Annotated in this window: 19 protein-coding genes; 11 read left to right on the plus strand and 8 right to left on the minus strand. The window is 66.1% G+C overall.

Annotated features, from left to right (window positions below; all coding sequences use genetic code 11):
* Positions 1-101: 101 nt before the first annotated feature.
* Genes gspK through gspG form a run of 5 tightly spaced genes read right to left on the minus strand, consistent with a single transcriptional unit; the run spans position 102 to position 3,081 of the window.
* The gene (gspK, locus tag AC1RVW_RS12125) at positions 102-1,073 is read right to left on the minus strand and encodes a type II secretion system minor pseudopilin GspK (RefSeq protein ID WP_493200122.1); all 972 of its coding nucleotides are present in this window, start codon (positions 1,071-1,073) and stop codon (positions 102-104) included.
* Positions 1,070-1,768: a PulJ/GspJ family protein gene (locus AC1RVW_RS12130; protein WP_106935600.1), complete on the minus strand. Its 699-nt coding sequence runs from the start codon at positions 1,766-1,768 to the stop codon at positions 1,070-1,072. The genes gspK and AC1RVW_RS12130 overlap by 4 nt, the downstream gene beginning before the upstream one ends.
* Entirely contained in the window at positions 1,768-2,163 is a 396-nt protein-coding gene (gspI, locus tag AC1RVW_RS12135) for a type II secretion system minor pseudopilin GspI (protein WP_493200124.1), read from the minus strand. The genes AC1RVW_RS12130 and gspI overlap by 1 nt, the downstream gene beginning before the upstream one ends.
* On the minus strand, positions 2,160-2,666 hold the full coding sequence (locus AC1RVW_RS12140; RefSeq protein WP_081268516.1) for a GspH/FimT family pseudopilin: 507 nt from the start codon (positions 2,664-2,666) through the stop codon (positions 2,160-2,162). Before AC1RVW_RS12140 ends, gspI begins: the two co-directional genes overlap by 4 nt.
* Positions 2,641-3,081 carry a type II secretion system major pseudopilin GspG gene (gene gspG, locus AC1RVW_RS12145; protein WP_081268515.1) on the minus strand — a complete coding sequence of 147 codons (441 nt, stop codon included), beginning with the start codon at positions 3,079-3,081 and terminating at the stop codon, positions 2,641-2,643. The genes AC1RVW_RS12140 and gspG overlap by 26 nt, the downstream gene beginning before the upstream one ends.
* A gap of 49 nt (positions 3,082-3,130) precedes the next feature.
* Here gspG and AC1RVW_RS12150 point away from each other — a divergent pair, with 49 nt between their 5' ends.
* The gene (locus AC1RVW_RS12150; RefSeq protein ID WP_493200127.1) at positions 3,131-3,715 is read left to right on the plus strand and encodes a type II secretion system protein N; all 585 of its coding nucleotides are present in this window, start codon (positions 3,131-3,133) and stop codon (positions 3,713-3,715) included.
* Positions 3,716-3,788: 73 nt separating this feature from the next.
* On the opposite strand, the gene ilvA is transcribed toward AC1RVW_RS12150, so the two are convergent.
* On the minus strand, positions 3,789-5,393 hold the full coding sequence (gene ilvA / locus AC1RVW_RS12155; protein ID WP_493200150.1) for a threonine ammonia-lyase, biosynthetic: 1,605 nt from the start codon (positions 5,391-5,393) through the stop codon (positions 3,789-3,791).
* A 50-nt stretch (positions 5,394-5,443) separates the two neighbouring features.
* On the opposite strand from ilvA, the gene AC1RVW_RS12160 reads away from it, so the two are divergent.
* A complete protein-coding gene (locus AC1RVW_RS12160) occupies positions 5,444-6,574 on the plus strand; it encodes a site-specific integrase (RefSeq protein ID WP_493200129.1) in 1,131 nt (376 codons plus the stop codon).
* Between the two features lie 109 nt (positions 6,575-6,683).
* Here the strand turns inward: AC1RVW_RS12160 and AC1RVW_RS12165 are convergent, their stop codons facing one another.
* A complete protein-coding gene (locus AC1RVW_RS12165) occupies positions 6,684-7,922 on the minus strand; it encodes a porin (protein ID WP_493200152.1) in 1,239 nt (412 codons plus the stop codon).
* Positions 7,923-8,193: 271 nt separating this feature from the next.
* Here AC1RVW_RS12165 and AC1RVW_RS12170 point away from each other — a divergent pair, with 271 nt between their 5' ends.
* Entirely contained in the window at positions 8,194-8,643 is a 450-nt protein-coding gene (locus AC1RVW_RS12170) for an OsmC family protein (RefSeq protein ID WP_081268510.1), read from the plus strand.
* A 15-nt stretch (positions 8,644-8,658) separates the two neighbouring features.
* On the opposite strand, the gene coq7 is transcribed toward AC1RVW_RS12170, so the two are convergent.
* A complete protein-coding gene (gene coq7 / locus AC1RVW_RS12175) occupies positions 8,659-9,288 on the minus strand; it encodes a 2-polyprenyl-3-methyl-6-methoxy-1,4-benzoquinone monooxygenase (protein WP_493200131.1) in 630 nt (209 codons plus the stop codon).
* Between the two features lie 281 nt (positions 9,289-9,569).
* On the opposite strand from coq7, the gene AC1RVW_RS12180 reads away from it, so the two are divergent.
* The 8 genes from AC1RVW_RS12180 to ygiD all read left to right on the plus strand — a co-directional run bounded on the left by AC1RVW_RS12180 (position 9,570) and on the right by ygiD (position 19,050).
* Positions 9,570-10,835 carry a porin gene (locus AC1RVW_RS12180; RefSeq protein ID WP_493200133.1) on the plus strand — a complete coding sequence of 422 codons (1,266 nt, stop codon included), beginning with the start codon at positions 9,570-9,572 and terminating at the stop codon, positions 10,833-10,835.
* Between the two features lie 185 nt (positions 10,836-11,020).
* Entirely contained in the window at positions 11,021-12,001 is a 981-nt protein-coding gene (locus AC1RVW_RS12185; RefSeq protein ID WP_081268507.1) for an ABC transporter permease, read from the plus strand.
* Position 12,002: 1 nt separating this feature from the next.
* Positions 12,003-13,274, plus strand: coding sequence for a M20 aminoacylase family protein (locus AC1RVW_RS12190; protein WP_493200135.1), 1,272 nt, complete (start codon positions 12,003-12,005; stop codon positions 13,272-13,274).
* 31 nt (positions 13,275-13,305) lie between these two features.
* Entirely contained in the window at positions 13,306-14,889 is a 1,584-nt protein-coding gene (locus AC1RVW_RS12195; protein ID WP_106935592.1) for an ABC transporter substrate-binding protein, read from the plus strand.
* Positions 14,890-15,011: 122 nt separating this feature from the next.
* Positions 15,012-15,923: an ABC transporter permease gene (locus tag AC1RVW_RS12200; protein ID WP_081268504.1), complete on the plus strand. Its 912-nt coding sequence runs from the start codon at positions 15,012-15,014 to the stop codon at positions 15,921-15,923.
* Positions 15,924-15,945: 22 nt separating this feature from the next.
* Complete coding sequence (locus AC1RVW_RS12205) at positions 15,946-17,016, plus strand: ABC transporter ATP-binding protein (protein WP_493200137.1); 1,071 nt, start codon at positions 15,946-15,948, stop codon at positions 17,014-17,016.
* The gene (locus tag AC1RVW_RS12210) at positions 17,013-18,065 is read left to right on the plus strand and encodes an ABC transporter ATP-binding protein (RefSeq protein ID WP_285414935.1); all 1,053 of its coding nucleotides are present in this window, start codon (positions 17,013-17,015) and stop codon (positions 18,063-18,065) included. The genes AC1RVW_RS12205 and AC1RVW_RS12210 overlap by 4 nt, the downstream gene beginning before the upstream one ends.
* A gap of 76 nt (positions 18,066-18,141) precedes the next feature.
* Positions 18,142-19,050 (plus strand): 4,5-DOPA-extradiol-dioxygenase, encoded by a 909-nt coding sequence (gene ygiD, locus AC1RVW_RS12215; protein ID WP_493200139.1) that lies wholly within the window; start codon positions 18,142-18,144, stop codon positions 19,048-19,050.
* The last annotated feature ends 3 nt before the right edge of the window (positions 19,051-19,053 follow it).

A 19,053-nucleotide genomic window follows, 5' to 3' on the forward strand; every position in this document is an offset into this window, starting at 1 on the left:
GTAGGTGGGCGTCTTACAGGCTGGCGCTCTGATTTCGATAGCGTAACTTGTTGAGGTGACGGGCGTTGGAGGACCTTTTGTTAACAAAAATGCGCGTGAAATCAGGGTTTGACCGGAGAGTTCGTTGCGCCGGCGCCGCGCGTGCGCCAGACCGTCGTCACCGTGACACCGTTGCGTTGTAGGAGCGAGTGCTCCTCGACCCAGGTGCGGTCGATCCTCAGCTTGCCGTAGACCTCGAAGAACTGCGTGCCCACGCCATGCTGCGCGGCATTGAATGGAGCGCCGCCGCTGGGCAGCGCGGCATTGGCGGCGGCCAAGTCCTTGAAGAAGGCGCGCGTGCGCCGCTCGACGAGCTGGCGCGCATCGGCGATGCTGAGCGACTCCATGCTCGCGCTGATGGCCTCGGCGCTCGCCGTGTTGATGTTCAGCGTGGTGCGCACCGGCAGGATCGTCACGTAGGGTTCCAGTGCCGCGGCGGTGGAAGGCGAGAGGCCGAGCCACACCAGTTGCGAGACTTCCTGCGGCATCAGCGGCGCGCCGCTGCCGTCGGCACCGCTGTCGCTGGCCAGCGCACCCGCGAGCCCCGCCGTCATGCGGTTGAGCTCCGACAGCGGCAGGCCCAGCAGGTTGAACAGGCGGGTGAAGGTGGCGACGCTGGCCGGCACCGGCTTGCCGCCGTCGACCAGCGACAGCATGTTGAGCTTGGACTGCGCGTCGACGATGCGGCCCGACAGGAACGCGTCGGGCAGGCCCTCGAGGTTGTCGCTGGCCACGTTCTTCTCGGCCGACAGGAAGCTGGTGAGCCGGGCTTCCTCGAGCGGCACGGCCCACGGCTCGCCCAGGTGGTCGGGGCCGCCGGCGCGCCCGTCCTCGGACAGGATCAGGCGCGACCAGTCGAGCGCGCCGATCAGCACCCATGCCGCCTGCACGCGCGCGCGCTCGGCGCCTTCGACCTCCGAAGCGCGCCACTGCTGCCACAGCGCGGCGGCCGCGAAGGTCGCGACCAGCATGACGGTCAGCATCGCCGCCAGCAGCGCGGCGCCCGACTGGTTGCGGCGGGTCGTCGTGCTCATGATCTGGGCGATCCCACGGTCGGGCGGACCCAGTCGCGCGTGAGCGTGCCCGAGAGGCCGTCGCCCGGCGGCAGGCTCAGCACGAGGCGCACGCCGTCGGGCATCGCGATGACGGGGCCCGCCGGGTTGTTTGGGTTGGGCGCGACGCTGGCCAGCTGGCTGGCGGGCACCCAGCTGTTGTCGCGGAAATAGAAGAGTTGCCAACTGTTGACGGGCACCAGCGCGGTGTCGGAGGCGCCGCCGGTCTGCGTGCCGCCGTCCTGCGACCACGCGGCCGCAAGGTTCCAGGCCTGCTGCCATTCGCCGCGCGTGGTGAAGGGCAGTGACTGCCAGCGCCGCCAGCGCGTGCCGTCGGGGCCGGCCCGCAGCGCCCAGGCCACCACCAGCACCGAAGGCGACGTGGTGTCGCCGCCGCGCCGGGTGAGCCGCAGCACGCGGCCGTCCCAGTCGATCGGGCGGGTCTGCGCCAGCGTGGTCATGGCGTCGAGGTCGGCGCCCCACTGCGCGAGCGTGGCCTGCAGGGTCAGGACCGCGTCGGCGCGCTGCTTGTTCTGGGTGGTGGCGCGCGACATGCTGTCGAGCCCGCGCCAGCTCACGAGCGAAAGCAGCGCCATCACCGCGATGGCCACCAGCAGCTCGATCAGCGTGAAGCCGCGTGAAGTTGTGCCCGGACGGGCCTGGCGGGCGTCGTGCATCAGTAGCGCCCGACAACGGTGGAGATGCGCAGGATCGGCGCATTGGCCTCGTCGCGCACCTGCACGTCGACGCGGCGGAAATTCGGGTTGAGCGTGGGCGTGGTCGTCGTCGTCACGTTGAACGACAGGCCGGCCTGTGCGCAGATGGAGCCCGAGTCGCCCACGGCCGGCATCTGCCGTGCGAGGCGGGCCTTGGCGAGTTCGTTCTCGGCGCACAGGTCGGCCAGCACCAGGTCGGACTGGCGCTGCGCGTTGCGCGTGAGCGACATCGTGGCCTGCGAGCCGGCGGCCAGCGCAATCGCGACGATGCCCAGCGCGATCAGCACTTCGATCAGCGTGAAGCCGCTGATGCGCGCCTTGCGCGAGACAGATCTGGCGGGCCTGCTGCTGGTCATGGTGCGTCCGCAAAGACGGTGAACGGGCGCAGCCCGTCGGTGGCGATGCGCAGCGTGCGTGCGGGTGGGCCGGCGGAGAAGAGCGTCACCTGCTGCGCCGGAATGATCGGGTCGGGACCGAGCTGCAACACGGGCACCGGCGTGCCGTTGGCAAGCGCGGGCTGGGCCGTGATGCCTTCGGCGGCCCAGCCGCTGGGCAGTGCGTCGGGCGGCAGGCCGTCGAACACGAAGCTGCCTTCCACGGGGCGCCAGCGCACAGCGACACCGCTGGCCCTCGACTGCGCGCGGGCCGATTCGAGCAGGGCGGCGAGCCGGTCGGCTTCGCGGTCGAGCTTGGCTGCGTTGGTGTCGCGCATCGCGAAGCTCACGGCGGCGGTGGCGATCGCGATGATCGCGATCACGACGATCAGCTCCAGCAGCGTGAAGCCGGAGGATGAGCAGCGCGGAGGCTGGTTGCGGCGCCGCGCGCCAATGCCGCTACTGCCAGCTGCCGATGTCGGCATTCTTGCCTTCGCCGCCGCTCTGGCCGTCGGCGCCGAACGAAAGCACATCGACCTCGCCCTTGATGCCCGGGTTCATGTACTGGTAGGGGTGGCCCCACGGGTCGTTGGGCAGCTTCTCCACGTAGGGCTTCCAGTTGGGCGCGGCCGGGCCGGTGGTCGGGCGCGTGAGCAGCGCCTGCAGGCCCTGCTCGGCGGTGGGGTAGCGCTGGTTGTCCAGGCGGTAGAGCTTGAGCGCCTGCATGAGATTGTTGATGTCGGTGCGTGCGGCAGTCACGCGGGCGTCGTCGGCGCGCTCGATCACGTTCGGCACGATCAGTGCGGCCAGCACACCGATGATGACCAGCACCACCATCAGCTCGATCAGCGTGAAGCCGCGTTGGGCGGTGCGGGTGGCGGCACGAAGGAATTTGTTCATAGGTTGGACGACATGATTCGGAAAGCGCGCTGCATGATAATCCGCGGCCATGACAAGTCCTTACTCCGCCGCCCGCTGGCATGCCCCACTTGCAACCACGGGAGTTTGGGCGCTGGCCGCCGGTGCCGCGGTGTTCTGGGTACTCCGGCTGGCTTCGCCCGCCGACGCGGTGGCCGCAGCGGCATCGATGCCGCGCCCTTCGGTGGCGGCTGATTCCGATGCGGTGGCCCGCCTGCTGGGCGTGCTGCCCGCGTCGAGCACGGCGCCGGTAGCGCCGGAAGCGGCGAGCCGCTTCGCGTTGTCGGGCGTGGTCGCGGACCCGTCGAAGCAGGGGGCGGCGCTCATTGCCATCGACGGCAAGCCGCCGCGCCCGTTCCGCGTCGGCTCGAAGGTGGGCGACAACTACGTGCTGCAGTCCGTGGGCCTGCGTTCGGCAACGCTGGGCGCGCAGGTCGACGGGCCGGCGGCGTTCACCCTGCAACTGCCGGTGCGCGCGCCCATCAGCGTGAGCGCGTCGCCGGTGCTTCCCACAGTGACTTCGCCCACGCCGGTCGTCGTGTCGCCTGTCGGACTGCCGCAGGCCGCGCCGCCCGCGGCCATGGCGCCGCAGCCGATGCCGGCGCAAGCGCAATAACGCCAACCACGCGCACCACGCGAACGACGAATCGAGCCGGCCTTGCGCCGGCTTTCGTTTTTCGGTCTTCCGCTCAGGCTTGCAGGAAGAGCCGGTATGCGGGGTTTGCCGTTTCCTCGACGTAGGGATAGCCCAGCGTTTCGAGGAAGGCCGTGAACTCCGTCGACTCGCCAGCCGGCACTTGCAGCCCGACGAGGATGCGGCCGTAGTCGGCGCCCTGGTTGCGGTAATGGAACAGGCTGATGTTCCAGTTCGGTTGCATCAGACTCAGGAACTTGAGCAGCGCGCCCGGCCGTTCCGGGAACACGAAGCGCAGCAGGCGCTCGTCGTGCGCGAGGCCCGTGCGTCCGCCGACCAGGTGCCGCAGATGCTCTTTCGCGAGCTCGTCGTGCGTGAGGTCGAGCGAGTCGAAGCCGTGGTCGTTGAAGGTTCGTGCGATGGTGGCCGACTCGCCGCGCGCCGCGGTGGTGAGGCCGACGAACACATGCGCCTTGGCGGCATCGCTGATGCGGTAGTTGAACTCCGTCACGTTGCGCGGCGCACCGCCGCCCTCGGCATCGCTGGCCGGCATTTCGCTGATCAGCTCGCAGAAGCGGCGGAAGCTGCCGCGCTCTTCGGGCATCGTGACGGCGAACAATGCCTCGCGCTCCTCGCCGACCTCGGCGCGCTCGGCCACGAAGCGCAGCCGGTCGAAGTTCATGTTGGCGCCGCAGAGGATCGCCGCGTAGGTCTCGCCCTGGCGGCCGTGCTTCGCCGCGTATTCCTTGATCGCGGCCACGGCCAGCGCTCCGGCGGGCTCGACGATGCTGCGCGTGTCGACGAAGATGTCCTTGATGGCTGCGCACACGGCGTCGGTGTCCACGGCGATGTAGTCGTCGACGAGCTCGTTGGCGATGCGGAAGGTCTCCTCGCCCACGAGCTTGACGGCAGTGCCGTCCGAAAACAGGCCGACGTCCGGCAGGTTCACGCGCTGGTGTGCCGCGACCGATTGCATCATCGCGTCGGAGTCGTTCATCTGCACGCCGATCACCTTGATCTCGGGGCGCACGGCCTTGATGTAGTTGGCCACACCGGAGATCAATCCGCCGCCGCCGATCGCGACGAACACCGCATCGAGCGGGCCCTGGTGCTGGCGCAGGATTTCCATTGCGATCGTGCCCTGGCCTGCAATGACATCGGGGTCGTCGAACGGATGAACGAAGGTGAGGTTTTGTTGAGCCTGCAGTTCGAGTGCGTGCAGATATGCATCTGAATAGCTGTCGCCATGCAAGACGATTTCGCCGCCGAAACCGCGCACTGCGTCGATCTTCAATTTGGGTGTCGTCACCGGCATGACGATGACGGCGCGCGTACCGAGCTTGCGCGCGCCCAATGCAACGCCTTGCGCGTGATTGCCGGCCGATGCGCAAATCACGCCGCTCGCCAATTGCGCCGCGCTCAAGTGCGCCATCTTGTTATAGGCACCACGCAGCTTGAAGCTGAAGACCGGCTGCTGGTCTTCGCGCTTGAGCAGCACTGTGTTGCCGAGTCGCGCGCTGAGCGCACGCGCCTTCTCGAGCGCGGACTCGACGGCAACGTCGTAGACCCGGGCATTGAGTATTTTTCTGAGATAGTCGGCGGGCGTCAGCGCCGGAGTAACAGGTGCATTGCGCACGATTTTTTCCAAGGGAGTTTTCAGTTGTTAACTGTCGATGATAAGAGGCATCGCGATTGCATGCGGGATATGACATGGACACAAATGTCATAAACCTCTTCAACAAAGCCCCTGCCGCTAACGATTCGGGATTTTTTGGACGCACCTATCCCGCGATTCATACCACCGCCAATCAATTTACGATTGAGCAAAATCTGTTATCAATTTCTGTCAGTGATCTTTCGAAAGGGCTGATGCAAGCGGAGGCCGCGCGCGTTCAGCGAAAAGAAATTGGGCGTGCCACATGGCAGGTGATGGGCAACAGATTGCGCGCGCACATCGTTCCGCTGTTGGGTGATGTGCCTGCGCAGTCGTTTGCAACTGCGGACGCGCAACGTTTGATCGATCGCCTGGGTGAGCAGGGCTTCACCAGTACGACGATTGCCCAGTACCTCGTGTTGCTGCGCAAGGTGGTCATGCACGGCGTTCACATCGGCGTGCTTCGCGATGCGCCTGCCTTTCCAAAGGTCAAGGTGCGCAGCCAGCCGCGTGGGAGCTTCAGCGTGGCGGAGTACCGGACGATCATCGAAACCGCGCGCAGCTTGCGAGGGCAATCGCATCCGGTGCTCGATCAACTTGCTGCCGGCGAACGTTTCTGGATAGCGCGCGAGTTGCTTGTGATGCCGGACGAGTTGCCCTGGCTGATTCGATGGATGGTTAACACCTTCGTGCGTCCGAGCGACATCAAGCTCATGAAGCACAAGCACATCGAGATCGTGCGCGGCAAGCACGTGTATCTGCGGATGAACTTGCCGGAGACCAAGCGGCACAGCCAGCCCATCGTGAGCCTTCGTCCCGCGGTACGCGTGTACGAATGCTTGCTCGCCTATCGCGGCGAGCATGGTTACGGTGGCGCAGAAGACTACATCTTCATGCCGCAGTTGAAGAACCGCGAGCATGCGCTGGCGGTGCTCAACTTCTTCTTTCACTGGGTGCTCGAAAAGGCCGGTCTCGCGAAAGGGCCGTTGGGCCAGTCGAGGACGCTCTACTGTTTGCGCCATACCGCAATCACGCTGCGGCTCTTGTACGGGCAGGGGATCGACATGCTGACCTTGGCGCGCAATGCGCGTACGAGCGTCAACATGGTCGAACGTTTCTACGCATCGGTGTTGAGCGGAGAAATGAATGTGGGGTTGCTGCAAAGCCGGCGTAGCCGGGGCAGCTGAAAAAGTGGGATAGAAAGGCCAAAAAGCCGCCCGGCGTGAACCGGGCGACTTGGGGCTTTGCTGTTGACTCGAACTGGCAGGAGCCAGCATCGGGATCAGACCGAGAAGATCAGAAAGCGTGGCGGACGCCGAAGTCGTAGCCCGTCGAGGTCTTCGGCGTGAACACGCGATCCGTAACCTTGTAGAAGCCAGGGCCGCCAACGGTCAGGGCGGCACCGTTCTTGTTGCTGACGCGAGCGATCGTTGCGTACAGAGCGGTGCGCTTCGACAGGTTGTGCACGTAGCCCAGAGCCAGCTTGTTGGCCTTCGGATCGGCGTTGTTCAGCACGAATGGGTTGTACGGCTGGTTGAAGTCGTACTTGACTGCCGAGTACGACGCGCGGATCAGGCCAGCGCCCACCGGCACGGTCACACCGATCAGGTAACCGGTCAGATCGACGTCGGAACGCGCACCGGTGATCGGCCTGATTGCGTAGTCGCGCGAGTTCTTGAGGCGCGACAGTTCGCCGAACAGCTTCGCGGGGCCGAAGTCGTACGAGGCGCCCAGGTTGAAGGTCTTCACCGAGTCGGTGGTGCCGGCGTAGAACTGATCGCCGACCGTGCTGTTGCCATAGGCCATTGCCACGTCCAGGGGACCGTTGGCGTAGCCGATGCGACCGCCGATGTAACGGCCTGCGCGGCTCTTCGAGGTGGCGCTGTCTTCCGGGGTGAATCGGCCGCTGCTGTACTTGTCGTTCTCGTGGAACGCGTACATCACTTGACCATAGAAGCCACCAAGGTTCGGCGGCAGGAAGTAGCCGATCGAGTTGCTGGCGCGAGAGTAGTTCTGGTTGCCGCCGAAGCCGCCGGTGTCCTTGGCGCCGCCCGTGCTCAAGTTGTAGCCGCTGGCCGTGTTGATCAGGTTGGAGCCCACGCCGTTGGTGCCGAACGGGTCGAACACGGTGTCGTTCCAGAAGGTCGGGGTGTAGTCACGACCCAGGCGGATTTCACCGAAACCGCCCGACAGGCTCACGGTAGAGCGACGCGAGAAGGTCGAAACGCCAGTGGCGCCGTCGTCGTTGGAGACGGGGGCTTCGAGCCAGAAGCTGGCTGCCAGGCCGCCACCGAGGTCTTCCGTGCCACGGAAGCCCAGGCGGCTGGTGTTGTAGCCAGAGTTGGCCAGGGCCGTACGGCTGACCTTGACGCTGCCCCGGTTCGTGTAGGTGGCAGCGCCGAAGTTGTTGTTCAGGACGGTGGGCTTCAGGTCACGCGAGGTGCTCGAATAACTGCTGATAGATGCGTCGACCACACCGAACAGAGTGACGGACGACTGGGCAGAGGCAACACCGGCGACAGCCAGGGCAGCCAGAGCAACTGCCCTTTCGGCGCGAAAACTAGAGTGGCTTCAGAGGGCGCGAGGGGGGCGCGGAAAGAAAAAAGCCCCGAGCTTTGCAGCTCGGGGCTAAATCCACCAATTGGAAGGGTGGAGGAGACAACTGGGTGCGCATACGTTTGCGCAATGAAATAAAGTATATCGGCTGTTTGTTGCGATGCAACAAGCGAGTGATGCTTTTCCCACACACAAACGGGTGTCGGCGTGCATTTTTGCCCGACATCCCTCACTGGAAACCCAATATTTCATGGAATGCACAGTAAGTTGGACCGGCGACTCGGGCACCAGGTCGGCGATGGGCTTCGTGGCCGAGACGGGCAGCGGCCACGTCCTGATGATGGATGGCGCCCCTGACGCTGCAAAACCCGAGAACGGCGGCCAGAACCTGGCCGCCAGGCCGATGGAAACCGTGTTGGCCGGCACGGGCGGCTGCACGGCCTATGACGTCGTGCTGATCCTCAAGCGCGGGCGTCACCAGGTGGAGCGATGCAGTGTCAAGCTCACCAGCGAGCGCGCTGAAAAGGACCCCAAGGTCTTCACCAAGATCCACATGCACTTCACCGTGGCCGGCAAGGGCATTCCGGCCTCCGCCGTGGAGCGTGCGATTGCGCTGAGCCACGAAACCTACTGCTCGGCCAGCATCATGTTGGCGAAGACCGCTGAAATCACGACCAGCTTCGACCTGATCGAGACCTGAGGCTGGCGGCCGCCCTCAGATGCGGTGCGCCAGCGTGGTCATCACGCGGGAAGCCATGCGCATCAACGCCTTGGCCGGGGCGGGCAACTCCGCGGCGCCAGCGTCGACGGCTTGCGCGGCGTGGCGTGCTTCGTCAGCCTTCATCTGCTCGACCACGGCCCTTGAGGCGCTGTCCTCGGGCGGAAGCCGGTCCAGATGGCTGTCCAGGTGGGCCTCCACCTGGCGCTCCGTCTCCGCGACGAAGCCCAGGCTCAATGGGTCTCCAAGACGCCCCGCAACGAGGCCGAGGCCGAATGCCCCGGCATACCAGATCGGATTCAGGAGGGACGGCCTCGCTCCCAGATCATCGAGGCGCTGGCGTGTCCAGGCCAGGTGATCTGTTTCCTCATGCGCGGCCTCGATGAAATGCGCGCGCAGGGCGGGATCACGTGCCACGGCGGCCTGGGCCGTGTAAAGCGCCTGCGCGCAGACTTCGCCGACATGGTTCACGCGCATCAACGCGCCGGCTTCGCGGCGCTCCGTCTCGCTCATTTCGCCCGGTGCCTGGGAAGGCGCAGGCAGGGCCCGGGTTGCGTGGGGACGGGCAAACAGGGTGCGCAATGCCGCGTCCGCCGCGGTCAGGACGGGATCAAACAAAGCAGTCATGCCCCTATTTGACCGCACACGGGAAACCCCGGATCGAACGGGCATTGCATTTCATATAGTGGAGCGAAGCTGCCCTAAGACCTTTGTTGCAGGACTGCAACGAAACGCGCAGACCAGCCAACATTTCGGGAGATTTGTTTTGCCCTGCCGCAGCGGCTCTGGTGCAATAGCATCAACTTCCCAAAAGGAGGTTGGCCCGGGGTCCGGTGGGAGCACAAATGTGCCAGTCACGGTGAGCCCTTCGCACCGGAGCCCTATGTTTAACCTTGGAGAAACTTGCAATGAAAAAATCTCTAGTTGCTCTGGCTGCCCTGGCTGTCGCCGGTGTTGCCTCGGCTCAGTCGTCCGTCACTCTGTTTGGTGTGGTCGACGCGTCGATCAGCGGCTATTCGAGCACGGCACGTGACCTGAACCCGACCGTGTTCCCCAATGCTTTCGGCATTCCCGTCTATCTGAACCAAGGTTCGGTCAAGACCAGCAGCCGTCAACTGGCTAACTCGGGCTACAACTCCAGCCGTCTGGGCTTCCGTGGTACGGAAGACCTCGGTGGTGGCCTGGCAGCCAGCTTCTGGCTCGAAGCCCCGATCTCCAACGACGACGGCCAACAAGGTATCGCTACGTTCGCACGTCGCTCTACCGTGAGCCTGTCGGGTGGTTTCGGTGAAATCCGCCTGGGTCGTGACTACACCCCGACGTTCTGGAACGACACCGTGTTCGATCCGTTCGGCACCAACGGCGTTGGCACCAACCTGATCTCGACGGCTAACACCTCGTTCGGCGGCTTCGGTACCCCCGCAGCTTCGACCGGCGCGTTCACCAACGTCGGTACCAGCAACTACGTTCGCGCAAGCAACACCATTGGCTACTTCCTGCCCCCGAACCTCGGCGGCTTCTATGGCCAAGTGATGTACGGCATGAGCGAGAAGACCAAGTACGACAACGGCATCTACACGCCCACGACGGCTAACGCCGCTCGTCAAGGTCGTTACGTCGGTGGCCGTTTCGGCTACGCGAACGGTCCTCTGGACGTGGCTCTGGCCTACGGTTCGAGCACTGTTGGCGACAACTACTACGCTGGCACGACCACCAAGGTCAACACCCTGAACCTGGGCGCTTCGTATGACTTCGGTCCCGTGAAGCTGTTCGGTGAAGTGTCGCAAGCCAAGAACAAGATCGACTACGAAGTGACGCCTTTCCTGGGCGGCCGCAACGACATCGACCTGAAGGGCTACCTGATCGGCGTGACGGTTCCCGTCGGTGCCGGCCTGATCCGCGCTTCGTACTCGGCAGTCAAGTACGACACGAACCAGCCTTACAACCCGTTCGTGCTGAACAACAACGCCGACCCGAAGGCTAACAAGCTGGCTCTGGGCTACGTGCACAACCTGTCGAAGCGCACGGCTCTGTACGCTACGGTTGCTCGCATCAGCAACAAGAACGGCGCTGGCCTGACGGTTGGCGGCCCTGGCTTCTACCAAAACGCAGCTGGCACCTTCACCCCGAAGACCTCGACCGGCTACGACTTCGGTATCCGTCACGCTTTCTAATTTGACGCTGGCGCAAGCCAGCTTCGGATGAAAAAGCCAAAAGCCACTCGGCGAAAGTCGAGTGGCTTTTTTTCGTCTGCGGTTTTCATGCTGCCCCTGGGGAAATCACGGACCGCATCCTCGGGGAACCACCGTGCGGGCACGCACCTTGCACTGCTAGCATGCCAGTTCACTTTGTTTACTGAATGATTGCCTTCGTACTGCGCCGCCTGATCCAGGCCGTGATCGTGATGGTCGCGGTCGCGTTCATCGCCTTCCTCTTGTTCCAATATGTCGGTGATCCCGTCGTGTTCCTCCTGGGGCAGGACGCGAAGCCCGACCAGATCCGTGAATTGCGCGCCGCATTGGGGCTCGACCAGCCCTTCTTCGTGCAGTTCTGGCACTTCCTGGTCAATGCCGCCCAGGGCGAGTTCGGGCTGAGCCTGCGTCAGGGCGCGAAGGTGTCGCGCCTGATCGGCGAGCGCTTCCCGGCCACGCTCGAACTGGCGCTCGTGGCTGCCGTGCTGGCGCTGTTCATCGGCATTCCGATGGGCGTCTACACCGCACTGCGCCGGGGCACCTTCCTGAGCCAGTTCTTCATGACGGTGTCGCTGCTCGGCGTGTCGCTGCCCACATTCCTGATCGGCATCCTGCTGATCCTCGTCTTTGCCGTGACGCTGGGCTGGTTCCCGAGCTTCGGGCGCGGCGAGACCGTCAAGTTCGGCTGGTGGAGCAGCGGTCTCTTCAGCGTCGACGGCTGGCAGCACATCGTGCTGCCGGCGGTGACGCTGGCGATCTTCCAGCTCACGCTCATCATGCGGTTGGTGCGCGCCGAGATGCTCGAAGTGCTGCGCACCGACTACATCAAGTTCGCGCGCGCCCGCGGCCTGTCGAACCGCGCGATCCATTTCGGCCATGCGCTCAAGAACACGCTGGTGCCCGTGATGACCATCACCGGCCTGCAGCTCGGCGGCCTCATCGCCTTTGCGATCATCACCGAGTCGGTGTTCCAGTGGCCCGGCATGGGCCTGCTGTTCATCCAGGCCGTGACCTTCGCCGACATTCCGGTGATGGCCGCCTACCTGTGCCTGATTGCCTTGATCTTCGTGGTGATCAACCTCGTGGTCGACCTGCTGTACTTCGTGGTCGATCCGCGGCTGCGCGTCGGCAAGGCGGGAGGGCACTGACATGACCGCAGCGACAACAGAAGCTCCGCGCCTGAAGGCATCCGGCCGCGCATTCGCGCACATCGCAAGCTTCTACCCCGAGATCACGGCCTTCCGCCGCGACCTGCACGCCCACCCCGAACTCGGCTTCGAAGAGGTCTACACCTCCGGGCGCGTGCGCGAGGCACTGCGTGCCTGCGGCGTGGACGAGATCCACGAGGGCATCGGCAAGACCGGCGTGGTCGGCGTCATCCGCGGGCGCTCGACGGCCAGCGGCCGGATGATCGGCCTGCGCGCAGACATGGACGCGCTGCCCATGCGCGAGGACAACGATTTCGGCTGGCGCTCCGCCAGCGACGGCCTGATGCACGGCTGCGGCCACGACGGCCACACCGCCATGCTGGTCGGCGCCGCGCGCTACCTGGCCGAGACGCGCGACTTCGACGGCACCGCCGTGCTGATCTTCCAGCCCGGCGAAGAGGGTTTCGCGGGCGCGCGCGTGATGATCGAGGACGGCCTGTTCGACCGCTTCCCCGTGAATGCCGTCTACGCGATGCACAACTGGCCCGCCATGCCGGCCGGCACCGTCGGCATCAACCGCGGCGCGATGATGGCCGCGGCCGACCGCATCACGATCAACATCAAGGGCAAAGGCGGCCATGGTGCGCATGCCTACCTGACCGTCGACCCGGTCGTGGTCGCGGCGCACATCATCACCGCGGCCCAGACCATCGTCTCGCGCAACGTGCGCCCGATCGATGCCGCCGTCATCAGCATCTGCGCGATGCAGGCCGGCGATCTCGGCGCGATGAGCGTGGTGCCCGGCGAGGCCACGCTGGTGGGCACCGTGCGCACCTTCAGCGCGCGGGTGCAGGCGCAGGTCGAGCAGCGGCTCAACGAGCTGTGCGCGGCCATCGCGTCAGGCTTCGGCGCCACCGCCACCATCAGGTACGAGCGCATCTACCCCGCCACCATCAACACCGCGCCCGAGGCCATGTTCGCGGCCGACGTGGCCGAGTCGCTGGTCGGCGCGAAGAACGTCGACCGCAGCATGGAGCCCAGCATGGGCGCCGAAGACTTCTCCTTCATGCTGCAGAAGAAGGCGGGCGCCTATCTACGCATCGGCCAGGACGTGCGCGACGGCGCCTTCCTGCACAACAGCCGCTACGACTTCAATGACGAGATCCTGCCGCTGGGCGCCGCGTTGCACGCGGGCCTGATCGAGCAGGGCATGCCGCTTGCCGCCACCCGCGGCGCGCAGCCAGGGAAAGCCGCCGCTACCGCGGCGCCGTGATTTGTTTGATTCCAACCCGAGGAGTGTTCCCATGAGTTTCAAGAAGAATGTGGCCGCGGCCGCCGTTTTGTGCGCCCTGAGCGCCGTCAGCATGGTCGCCGGCGCGCAGACCATCCGCATCGCGAACCAGGGGGACGCGCTATCGCTGGACCCGCACTCGCTCAACGAATCGCTTCAGCTGAGCGTCACCGCCAACGTGTATGAAACCCTCGTGGGCCGCAACAAGGACCTGAGCCTCGCACCGCTGCTGGCCACCAGCTGGAAGCAGACCTCGCCGAACGTCTGGCGCTTCGAACTGCGCAAGGGCGTGGTGTTCCATGACGGCACGCCTTTCACCGCCGACGACGTGGTGTTCAGCTTCGCGCGCGCCCAGGGCGACGGCTCCGACATGCGCGCCACGCTGAGCGACATCAAGGCCGTGCGCAAGGTCGGCGACCTCGCGGTCGAGATCGAGACCAACGGCCCGTTCCCCATCCTGCCCGACGTGATCTCGCTGACGATGATCATGAGCAAGAAATGGTGCGAGGAAAACCAGGCCACCAAGCCGGTCGACCGCCGCAAGGGCATCGAGAACACCGCCTCGTTCAAGGCCAACGGCACCGGCCCGTTCCGCGTGCGCGAGCGCCAGCCCAACGTGCGCACCGTGTTCACGCGCAACGGCACCTACTGGGGCAAGATCGACGGCAACGCGCAGGAGATCATCTTCACGCCCATCGCCAACCCCGCCACCCGCGTGGCCGCGCTGGTCTCCGGCGAAGTCGACGTGATGGAACCCGTGCCGGTGCAGGACATCGCCCGCATCAATGCCGCGCCCAACGCCCGCGTCATCACCGGCCCCGAGCTGCGCACCATCTTCCTGGGCATGGACCAGAAGCGCGACGAGCTGCAGTACTCGAACATCAAGGGCAAGAACCCGTTCAAGGACAAGCGCGTCCGCCAGGCCTTCTACCAGGCCATCGACATCGCCGGCATCCAGCGCACCGTGATGCGCGGCGCCTCGCGCCCCACCGCCTTGCTGGTCGGTCCCGGCATCAACGGCTGGACCGCCGAGCAGGACAAGCGCCTGCCCTATGACGTCGAAGCCGCCAAGAAGCTGCTGACCGAAGCCGGCTACCCCAACGGCTTCGAGGTGTCGCTGAACTGCCCGAACGACCGCTACGTGAACGACGGCCAGATCTGCCAGAGCGTGGCGTCCAGCCTCGCGAAGATCGGCGTCAAGATCAACCTGGTGGCCGAGACCAAGGGCACCTACTTCCCCAAGGTGCTGCGCCGCGACACCAGCTTCTACATGCTGGGCTGGACCCCGACCACCTACGACGCGCACAACGCGCTGAGCTCGCTCACCTCCTGCCCCGACGACAAGGGCACCGGCCAGTTCAACCTGGGCGCCTACTGCAATCCCAAGCTGGACGAGCTGACCAAGCAGATCCAGTCGGAGACCGACAAGGCCAAGCGCAACGAGCTGATCAAGGAGGCCTTCAAGATGCACGCCGACGACGTGGGCCACCTGCCGCTGCACCAGCAGTCGCTGGCCTGGGGCGTGAGCAAGAAGGTCGAGCTGGTGCAGCTGGCCGACAACTTCATGTACTTCAAGTGGATGAGCATCAAGCCGTAAGGATGCCTGCCCTCAGGCTTTTGACTCCGCTGCGCTGCATGTGATTCGCCACCCCCCAAAAAGGGGGTGGCACGGCCGCCCTGGGGCGGCCCGGCGGCGGCCTTACGCGGATTTGCTTCACGATGAAAAAAACATTTGCCCGTTGGCTCGACAGCGATGTCGGCTACAGCTTTCGCACATCGCCGGTGGCCATTGCCGCCGCGCTCATCGCCCTGGTCTGCGTGGTCTGCGCGGTGTTCGCCGGCTGGGTGTCGCCGCACAACCCCTTCGACCTGGCCGCCCTCGAACTCGGCGACGCGCGGCTGCCGCCCGCCTGGAGCGCCGAAGGCTCGTCCAAGTACCTGCTGGGCACCGACGACCAGGGGCGCGACATTCTCTCGGCCGTCATCTATGGCGCGCGCATCTCGCTGATCGTCGGCCTCGTGTCGGTGGTGCTGTCGGTCGTGGTGGGCGTGGTGCTGGGCCTGGTTGCCGGATTCTTCGGCGGCTGGCTCGATTCCTTCCTCATGCGCGTGTGCGACGTGATGCTGTCGTTTCCGCCCATCCTGGTGGCACTGCTCATTGCCGGTGTCGGCCGCGCGCTCTTTCCCAACGCGCAGGAGTCGCTGGCCTTCGGCGTGCTGATCATTTCCATCTCGCTGACCGGCTGGGTGCAGTACGCGCGTACGGTTCGCGGCTCCACGCTGGTGGAGCGCAACAAGGAATACGTGCAGGCCGCGCGCGTCACCGGCGTGGCGCCGCTGCGCATCATGCTGCGCCACGTGCTGCCCAACGTGATGGGGCCGGTGATGGTGCTGGCCACGATCCAGGTGGCCACCGCCATCATCACCGAGGCCACGCTGTCGTTCCTGGGCGTCGGCGTGCCGCCGACTTCGCCGTCGCTGGGCACGCTCATCAGCATCGGCAACCAGTACCTGTTCTCGGGCGAATGGTGGATCACGGTGTTTCCGGGCCTGATGCTGGTGCTCATCGCGCTCAGCGTGAACCTGCTCGGCGACTGGCTGCGCGACGCGCTGAACCCGCGCCTGCGCTGAAGACAAGAAGGAGAACGCCACCATGACGCTGCTCCAGGTCAAAGACCTCGTCGTCGAGTTTCCGCACCGCCGAGGCACGCTGCGCGCGCTCGACCGGATTTCCTTCGACATCGCGCCAGGGGAAATCCTCGGCGTGGTGGGCGAGTCGGGCGCCGGCAAGTCGCTCACGGGCGCGGCCATCATCGGCCTGCTCGAAGCGCCGGGCCGCGTGGCCGGAGGTGAAATCCGCCTCGATGGCCAGCGCATCGACAACCTCGGCTTCGATGCGATGAGGCCGATTCGCGGGCGCAAGATCGGCGCGATCTTCCAGGACCCGCTGACTTCGCTGAACCCGCTCTACACCGTGGGCCGGCAGCTGGTCGAGACCATCCGGGCGCACCTGCCGGTGACCGACGCCGAGGCCCGCAAGCGTGCCATCGGCCTGCTGCAGGACACCGGCATTCCCGCCGCCGAGCAGCGCATCGACCACTTCCCGCACCAGTTTTCCGGCGGCATGCGGCAACGCGTGGTGATCGCGCTGGCGCTGGCGGCCGAGCCCAAGCTCATCGTGGCCGACGAGCCGACCACCGCGCTGGACGTGTCGATCCAGGCGCAGATCATTCAGCTGCTCAAGCGCATCTGCAAGGAGCGCGGCGCGGCCGTGATGCTGATTACGCACGACATGGGCGTGATCGCCGAGACCTGCGACCGCGTGGCCGTGATGTATGCCGGCCGCATCGCCGAGATCGGCCCGGTGCACGAGGTGATCCACCAGCCCGCGCATCCCTACACGTCGGGCCTGATGGCGTCGATTCCCGACATGGCGAGCGACCGCGAGCGGCTCAACCAGATCGACGGCGCCATGCCGCGGCTCAACGCCATTCCGACGGGCTGCGCCTACAACCCGCGCTGCCCGCGCACCTTTGCCCGCTGCCTGACCGAGCGGCCGGAACTCATGCACGCCGGCGCCACCCGCGCCGCCTGCTGGCTGCACGACGCCACCGACCCGCACACCGGCCAGTCCGAACTGGCCGCGCGGCACCACGACGCCCTGGCGGCCGGCGAACGCGCCACGCCCGAAGCGGCAGAACCCCTGAGCGAGGTGACGCGATGAGCGCAGCAGTGATCGAACCCCGCGGCAACGCAACTGCAACCGCAACCGCCGCGGCAGGCGAACCGCTGGTGGTGGCCCACGACCTGGCCCGCACCTTCGACGTTTCGCCGCCCTGGCTCAACCGCGTGCTCGAACGCAAGCCGCGCGTGCTGCTGCATGCGGTGGACGGCGTGAGCTTCTCCATAGAGCGCGGCAAGACGCTGGCGCTGGTGGGCGAGTCGGGCTGCGGCAAGAGCACGGTGGCACGCCTGCTGGTGGGCCTGTATGCGCCCACGCGCGGCGGCCTGCAGTTCGACGGGCAGGACGCGCACGCCGCGTTCAAGACCCCCGAAGGCCGCAAGCTGCGCCGCCGCATCCAGATGATCTTCCAGGACCCCTACGCGAGCCTGAACCCGCGCTGGATCGTGGAGGACATCATCGGCGAGCCGCTGCGCGAGCACGGCATCATCAGCGACAAGGCCGCGCTGCGCGAACGCGTGGGCGAACTGCTGAAGTCGGTCGGCCTGTCGCCGCTGGACATGAGCAAGTACCCGCACCAGTTCTCGGGCGGCCAGCGCCAGCGCATTTCCATTGCCCGCGCGCTCGCCACGCAGCCCGAGTTCCTGGTGTGCGACGAGCCCACCTCGGCGCTCGACGTGAGCGTGCAGGCGCAGGTGCTCAACATCATGAAGGACCTGCAGCGCGAGCAGGGCCTGACCTACCTCTTCATTTCGCACAACCTCGCGGTGGTGCGCCACGTGGCCGACCAGGTCGGCGTGATGTACCTGGGCCGGCTGGTCGAGGTGGCCGACAAGCAGAAGCTGTTTGCGGCGCCACAGCATCCGTACACGCGCATGCTGCTGGACGCCATTCCGCAGATGAAGCACACCGGCCGCTCCCGCACACCGGTGCAGGGCGAGGTGCCGAACCCGCTGAACCCGCCCACGGGCTGCGCCTTCCATCCGCGCTGCCCGCATGCCAATGCGCGCTGCTCGGCGGAGCGACCGAAGCTGCTGGGCATCAAGGGCGTGCAGGTGGCTTGCCACGCGGTCGAAGAGGGGCGCATCTAGCGCGGCGGCCGCCCATCTTCGAAAAAGTGTGCGCAAAGGCACCGCCTTGCGCAGAAAACTGTTGCAGAGTGCCGCCATGCCGATCACGACCACTCTTGCAAGCTCCGAACTGGGCCGCCGCGGCTTCCTCATGGGCACCGCCCTTGGCGCAACCGCCGTGCTGGCTTCCCTGGCCTGCAGCGTGCAGGCCGCCGGCGCGGCCACGCGGCGCATGCCGGTCGTCTTCATCGGGCACGGCTCGCCCATGAACGCCATCACCGACAACGCCTTCACGCGGCGCCTGTCGGCCTGGGGACGGGAGCTGCCGCGGCCGTCGGCCATCCTCAGCGTGTCGGCGCACTGGCTGAGCCGGGGCGCCACGGGCGTCGGCATGCAGGAGCGGCCGAAGACCATCCATGACTTCGGCGGCTTCCCGCAGGCGCTGTTCGACGTCGAATATCCCGCGCCCGGCCACCCGGCGCTCGCGCGGGAAACCGTCGGCGCGGTGAAGCAGGCGCCGGTGATCGGCACCGACCAGTGGGGCCTGGACCACGGCACCTGGACGGTGCTGAAGCACCTGTACCCGAAGGCCGACGTGCCCGTGTTCCAGCTCAGCATCGACTACGACAAGCCGGCGGCCTTCCACTATGCGGTGGGGCGGGATCTGGCGGCCTTGCGCGACAAGGGCGTGCTGATGATGGGCAGCGGCAACGTGGTGCACAACCTGCGCGCCACCGACCGCGGAACGCCGGACGGCCCCAGCGCCAGCCGCCCGTGGGCGCAGGCTTTCGACGATGCGGTGAAGTCCGCGCTGGCCGGCCGCGACGACCGCGCGCTGGTCGACTACGCCAAGCTCGAAGGCGCGTCGACCGCGGTGGCCACGCCCGACCACTACTACCCGTTTCTCTACGCCCTTGGCGCCGCCGGCAGCGGCGAGCGCGCGAAGACGGTCTACGAGGGGTTCCAGTCGGGCACGCTCAGCATGCGTTGCCTGCAGTTCGGCTGAGCG

The organism is Variovorax sp. MPBD4-3, assembly GCF_058809745.1.

What these genes read in the sequence shown, in the direction of transcription:
- gspK (WP_493200122.1), bottom strand. Translation starts at nt 1,073, where the DNA reads ATGAGCACGACGACCCGCCGCAACCAGTCGGGCGCCGCGCTGCTGGCG.
- AC1RVW_RS12130 (WP_106935600.1), bottom strand. Translation starts at nt 1,768, where the DNA reads ATGCACGACGCCCGCCAGGCCCGTCCGGGCACAACTTCACGCGGCTTC.
- gspI (WP_493200124.1), bottom strand. Translation starts at nt 2,163, where the DNA reads ATGACCAGCAGCAGGCCCGCCAGATCTGTCTCGCGCAAGGCGCGCATC.
- AC1RVW_RS12140 (WP_081268516.1), bottom strand. Translation starts at nt 2,666, where the DNA reads ATGCCGACATCGGCAGCTGGCAGTAGCGGCATTGGCGCGCGGCGCCGC.
- gspG (WP_081268515.1), bottom strand. Translation starts at nt 3,081, where the DNA reads ATGAACAAATTCCTTCGTGCCGCCACCCGCACCGCCCAACGCGGCTTC.
- AC1RVW_RS12150 (WP_493200127.1), top strand. Translation starts at nt 3,131, where the DNA reads ATGACAAGTCCTTACTCCGCCGCCCGCTGGCATGCCCCACTTGCAACC.
- AC1RVW_RS12160 (WP_493200129.1), top strand. Translation starts at nt 5,444, where the DNA reads ATGGACACAAATGTCATAAACCTCTTCAACAAAGCCCCTGCCGCTAAC.
- AC1RVW_RS12170 (WP_081268510.1), top strand. Translation starts at nt 8,194, where the DNA reads ATGGAATGCACAGTAAGTTGGACCGGCGACTCGGGCACCAGGTCGGCG.
- coq7 (WP_493200131.1), bottom strand. Translation starts at nt 9,288, where the DNA reads ATGACTGCTTTGTTTGATCCCGTCCTGACCGCGGCGGACGCGGCATTG.
- AC1RVW_RS12180 (WP_493200133.1), top strand. Translation starts at nt 9,570, where the DNA reads ATGAAAAAATCTCTAGTTGCTCTGGCTGCCCTGGCTGTCGCCGGTGTT.
- AC1RVW_RS12185 (WP_081268507.1), top strand. Translation starts at nt 11,021, where the DNA reads ATGATTGCCTTCGTACTGCGCCGCCTGATCCAGGCCGTGATCGTGATG.
- AC1RVW_RS12190 (WP_493200135.1), top strand. Translation starts at nt 12,003, where the DNA reads ATGACCGCAGCGACAACAGAAGCTCCGCGCCTGAAGGCATCCGGCCGC.
- AC1RVW_RS12195 (WP_106935592.1), top strand. Translation starts at nt 13,306, where the DNA reads ATGAGTTTCAAGAAGAATGTGGCCGCGGCCGCCGTTTTGTGCGCCCTG.
- AC1RVW_RS12200 (WP_081268504.1), top strand. Translation starts at nt 15,012, where the DNA reads ATGAAAAAAACATTTGCCCGTTGGCTCGACAGCGATGTCGGCTACAGC.
- AC1RVW_RS12205 (WP_493200137.1), top strand. Translation starts at nt 15,946, where the DNA reads ATGACGCTGCTCCAGGTCAAAGACCTCGTCGTCGAGTTTCCGCACCGC.
- AC1RVW_RS12210 (WP_285414935.1), top strand. Translation starts at nt 17,013, where the DNA reads ATGAGCGCAGCAGTGATCGAACCCCGCGGCAACGCAACTGCAACCGCA.
- ygiD (WP_493200139.1), top strand. Translation starts at nt 18,142, where the DNA reads ATGCCGATCACGACCACTCTTGCAAGCTCCGAACTGGGCCGCCGCGGC.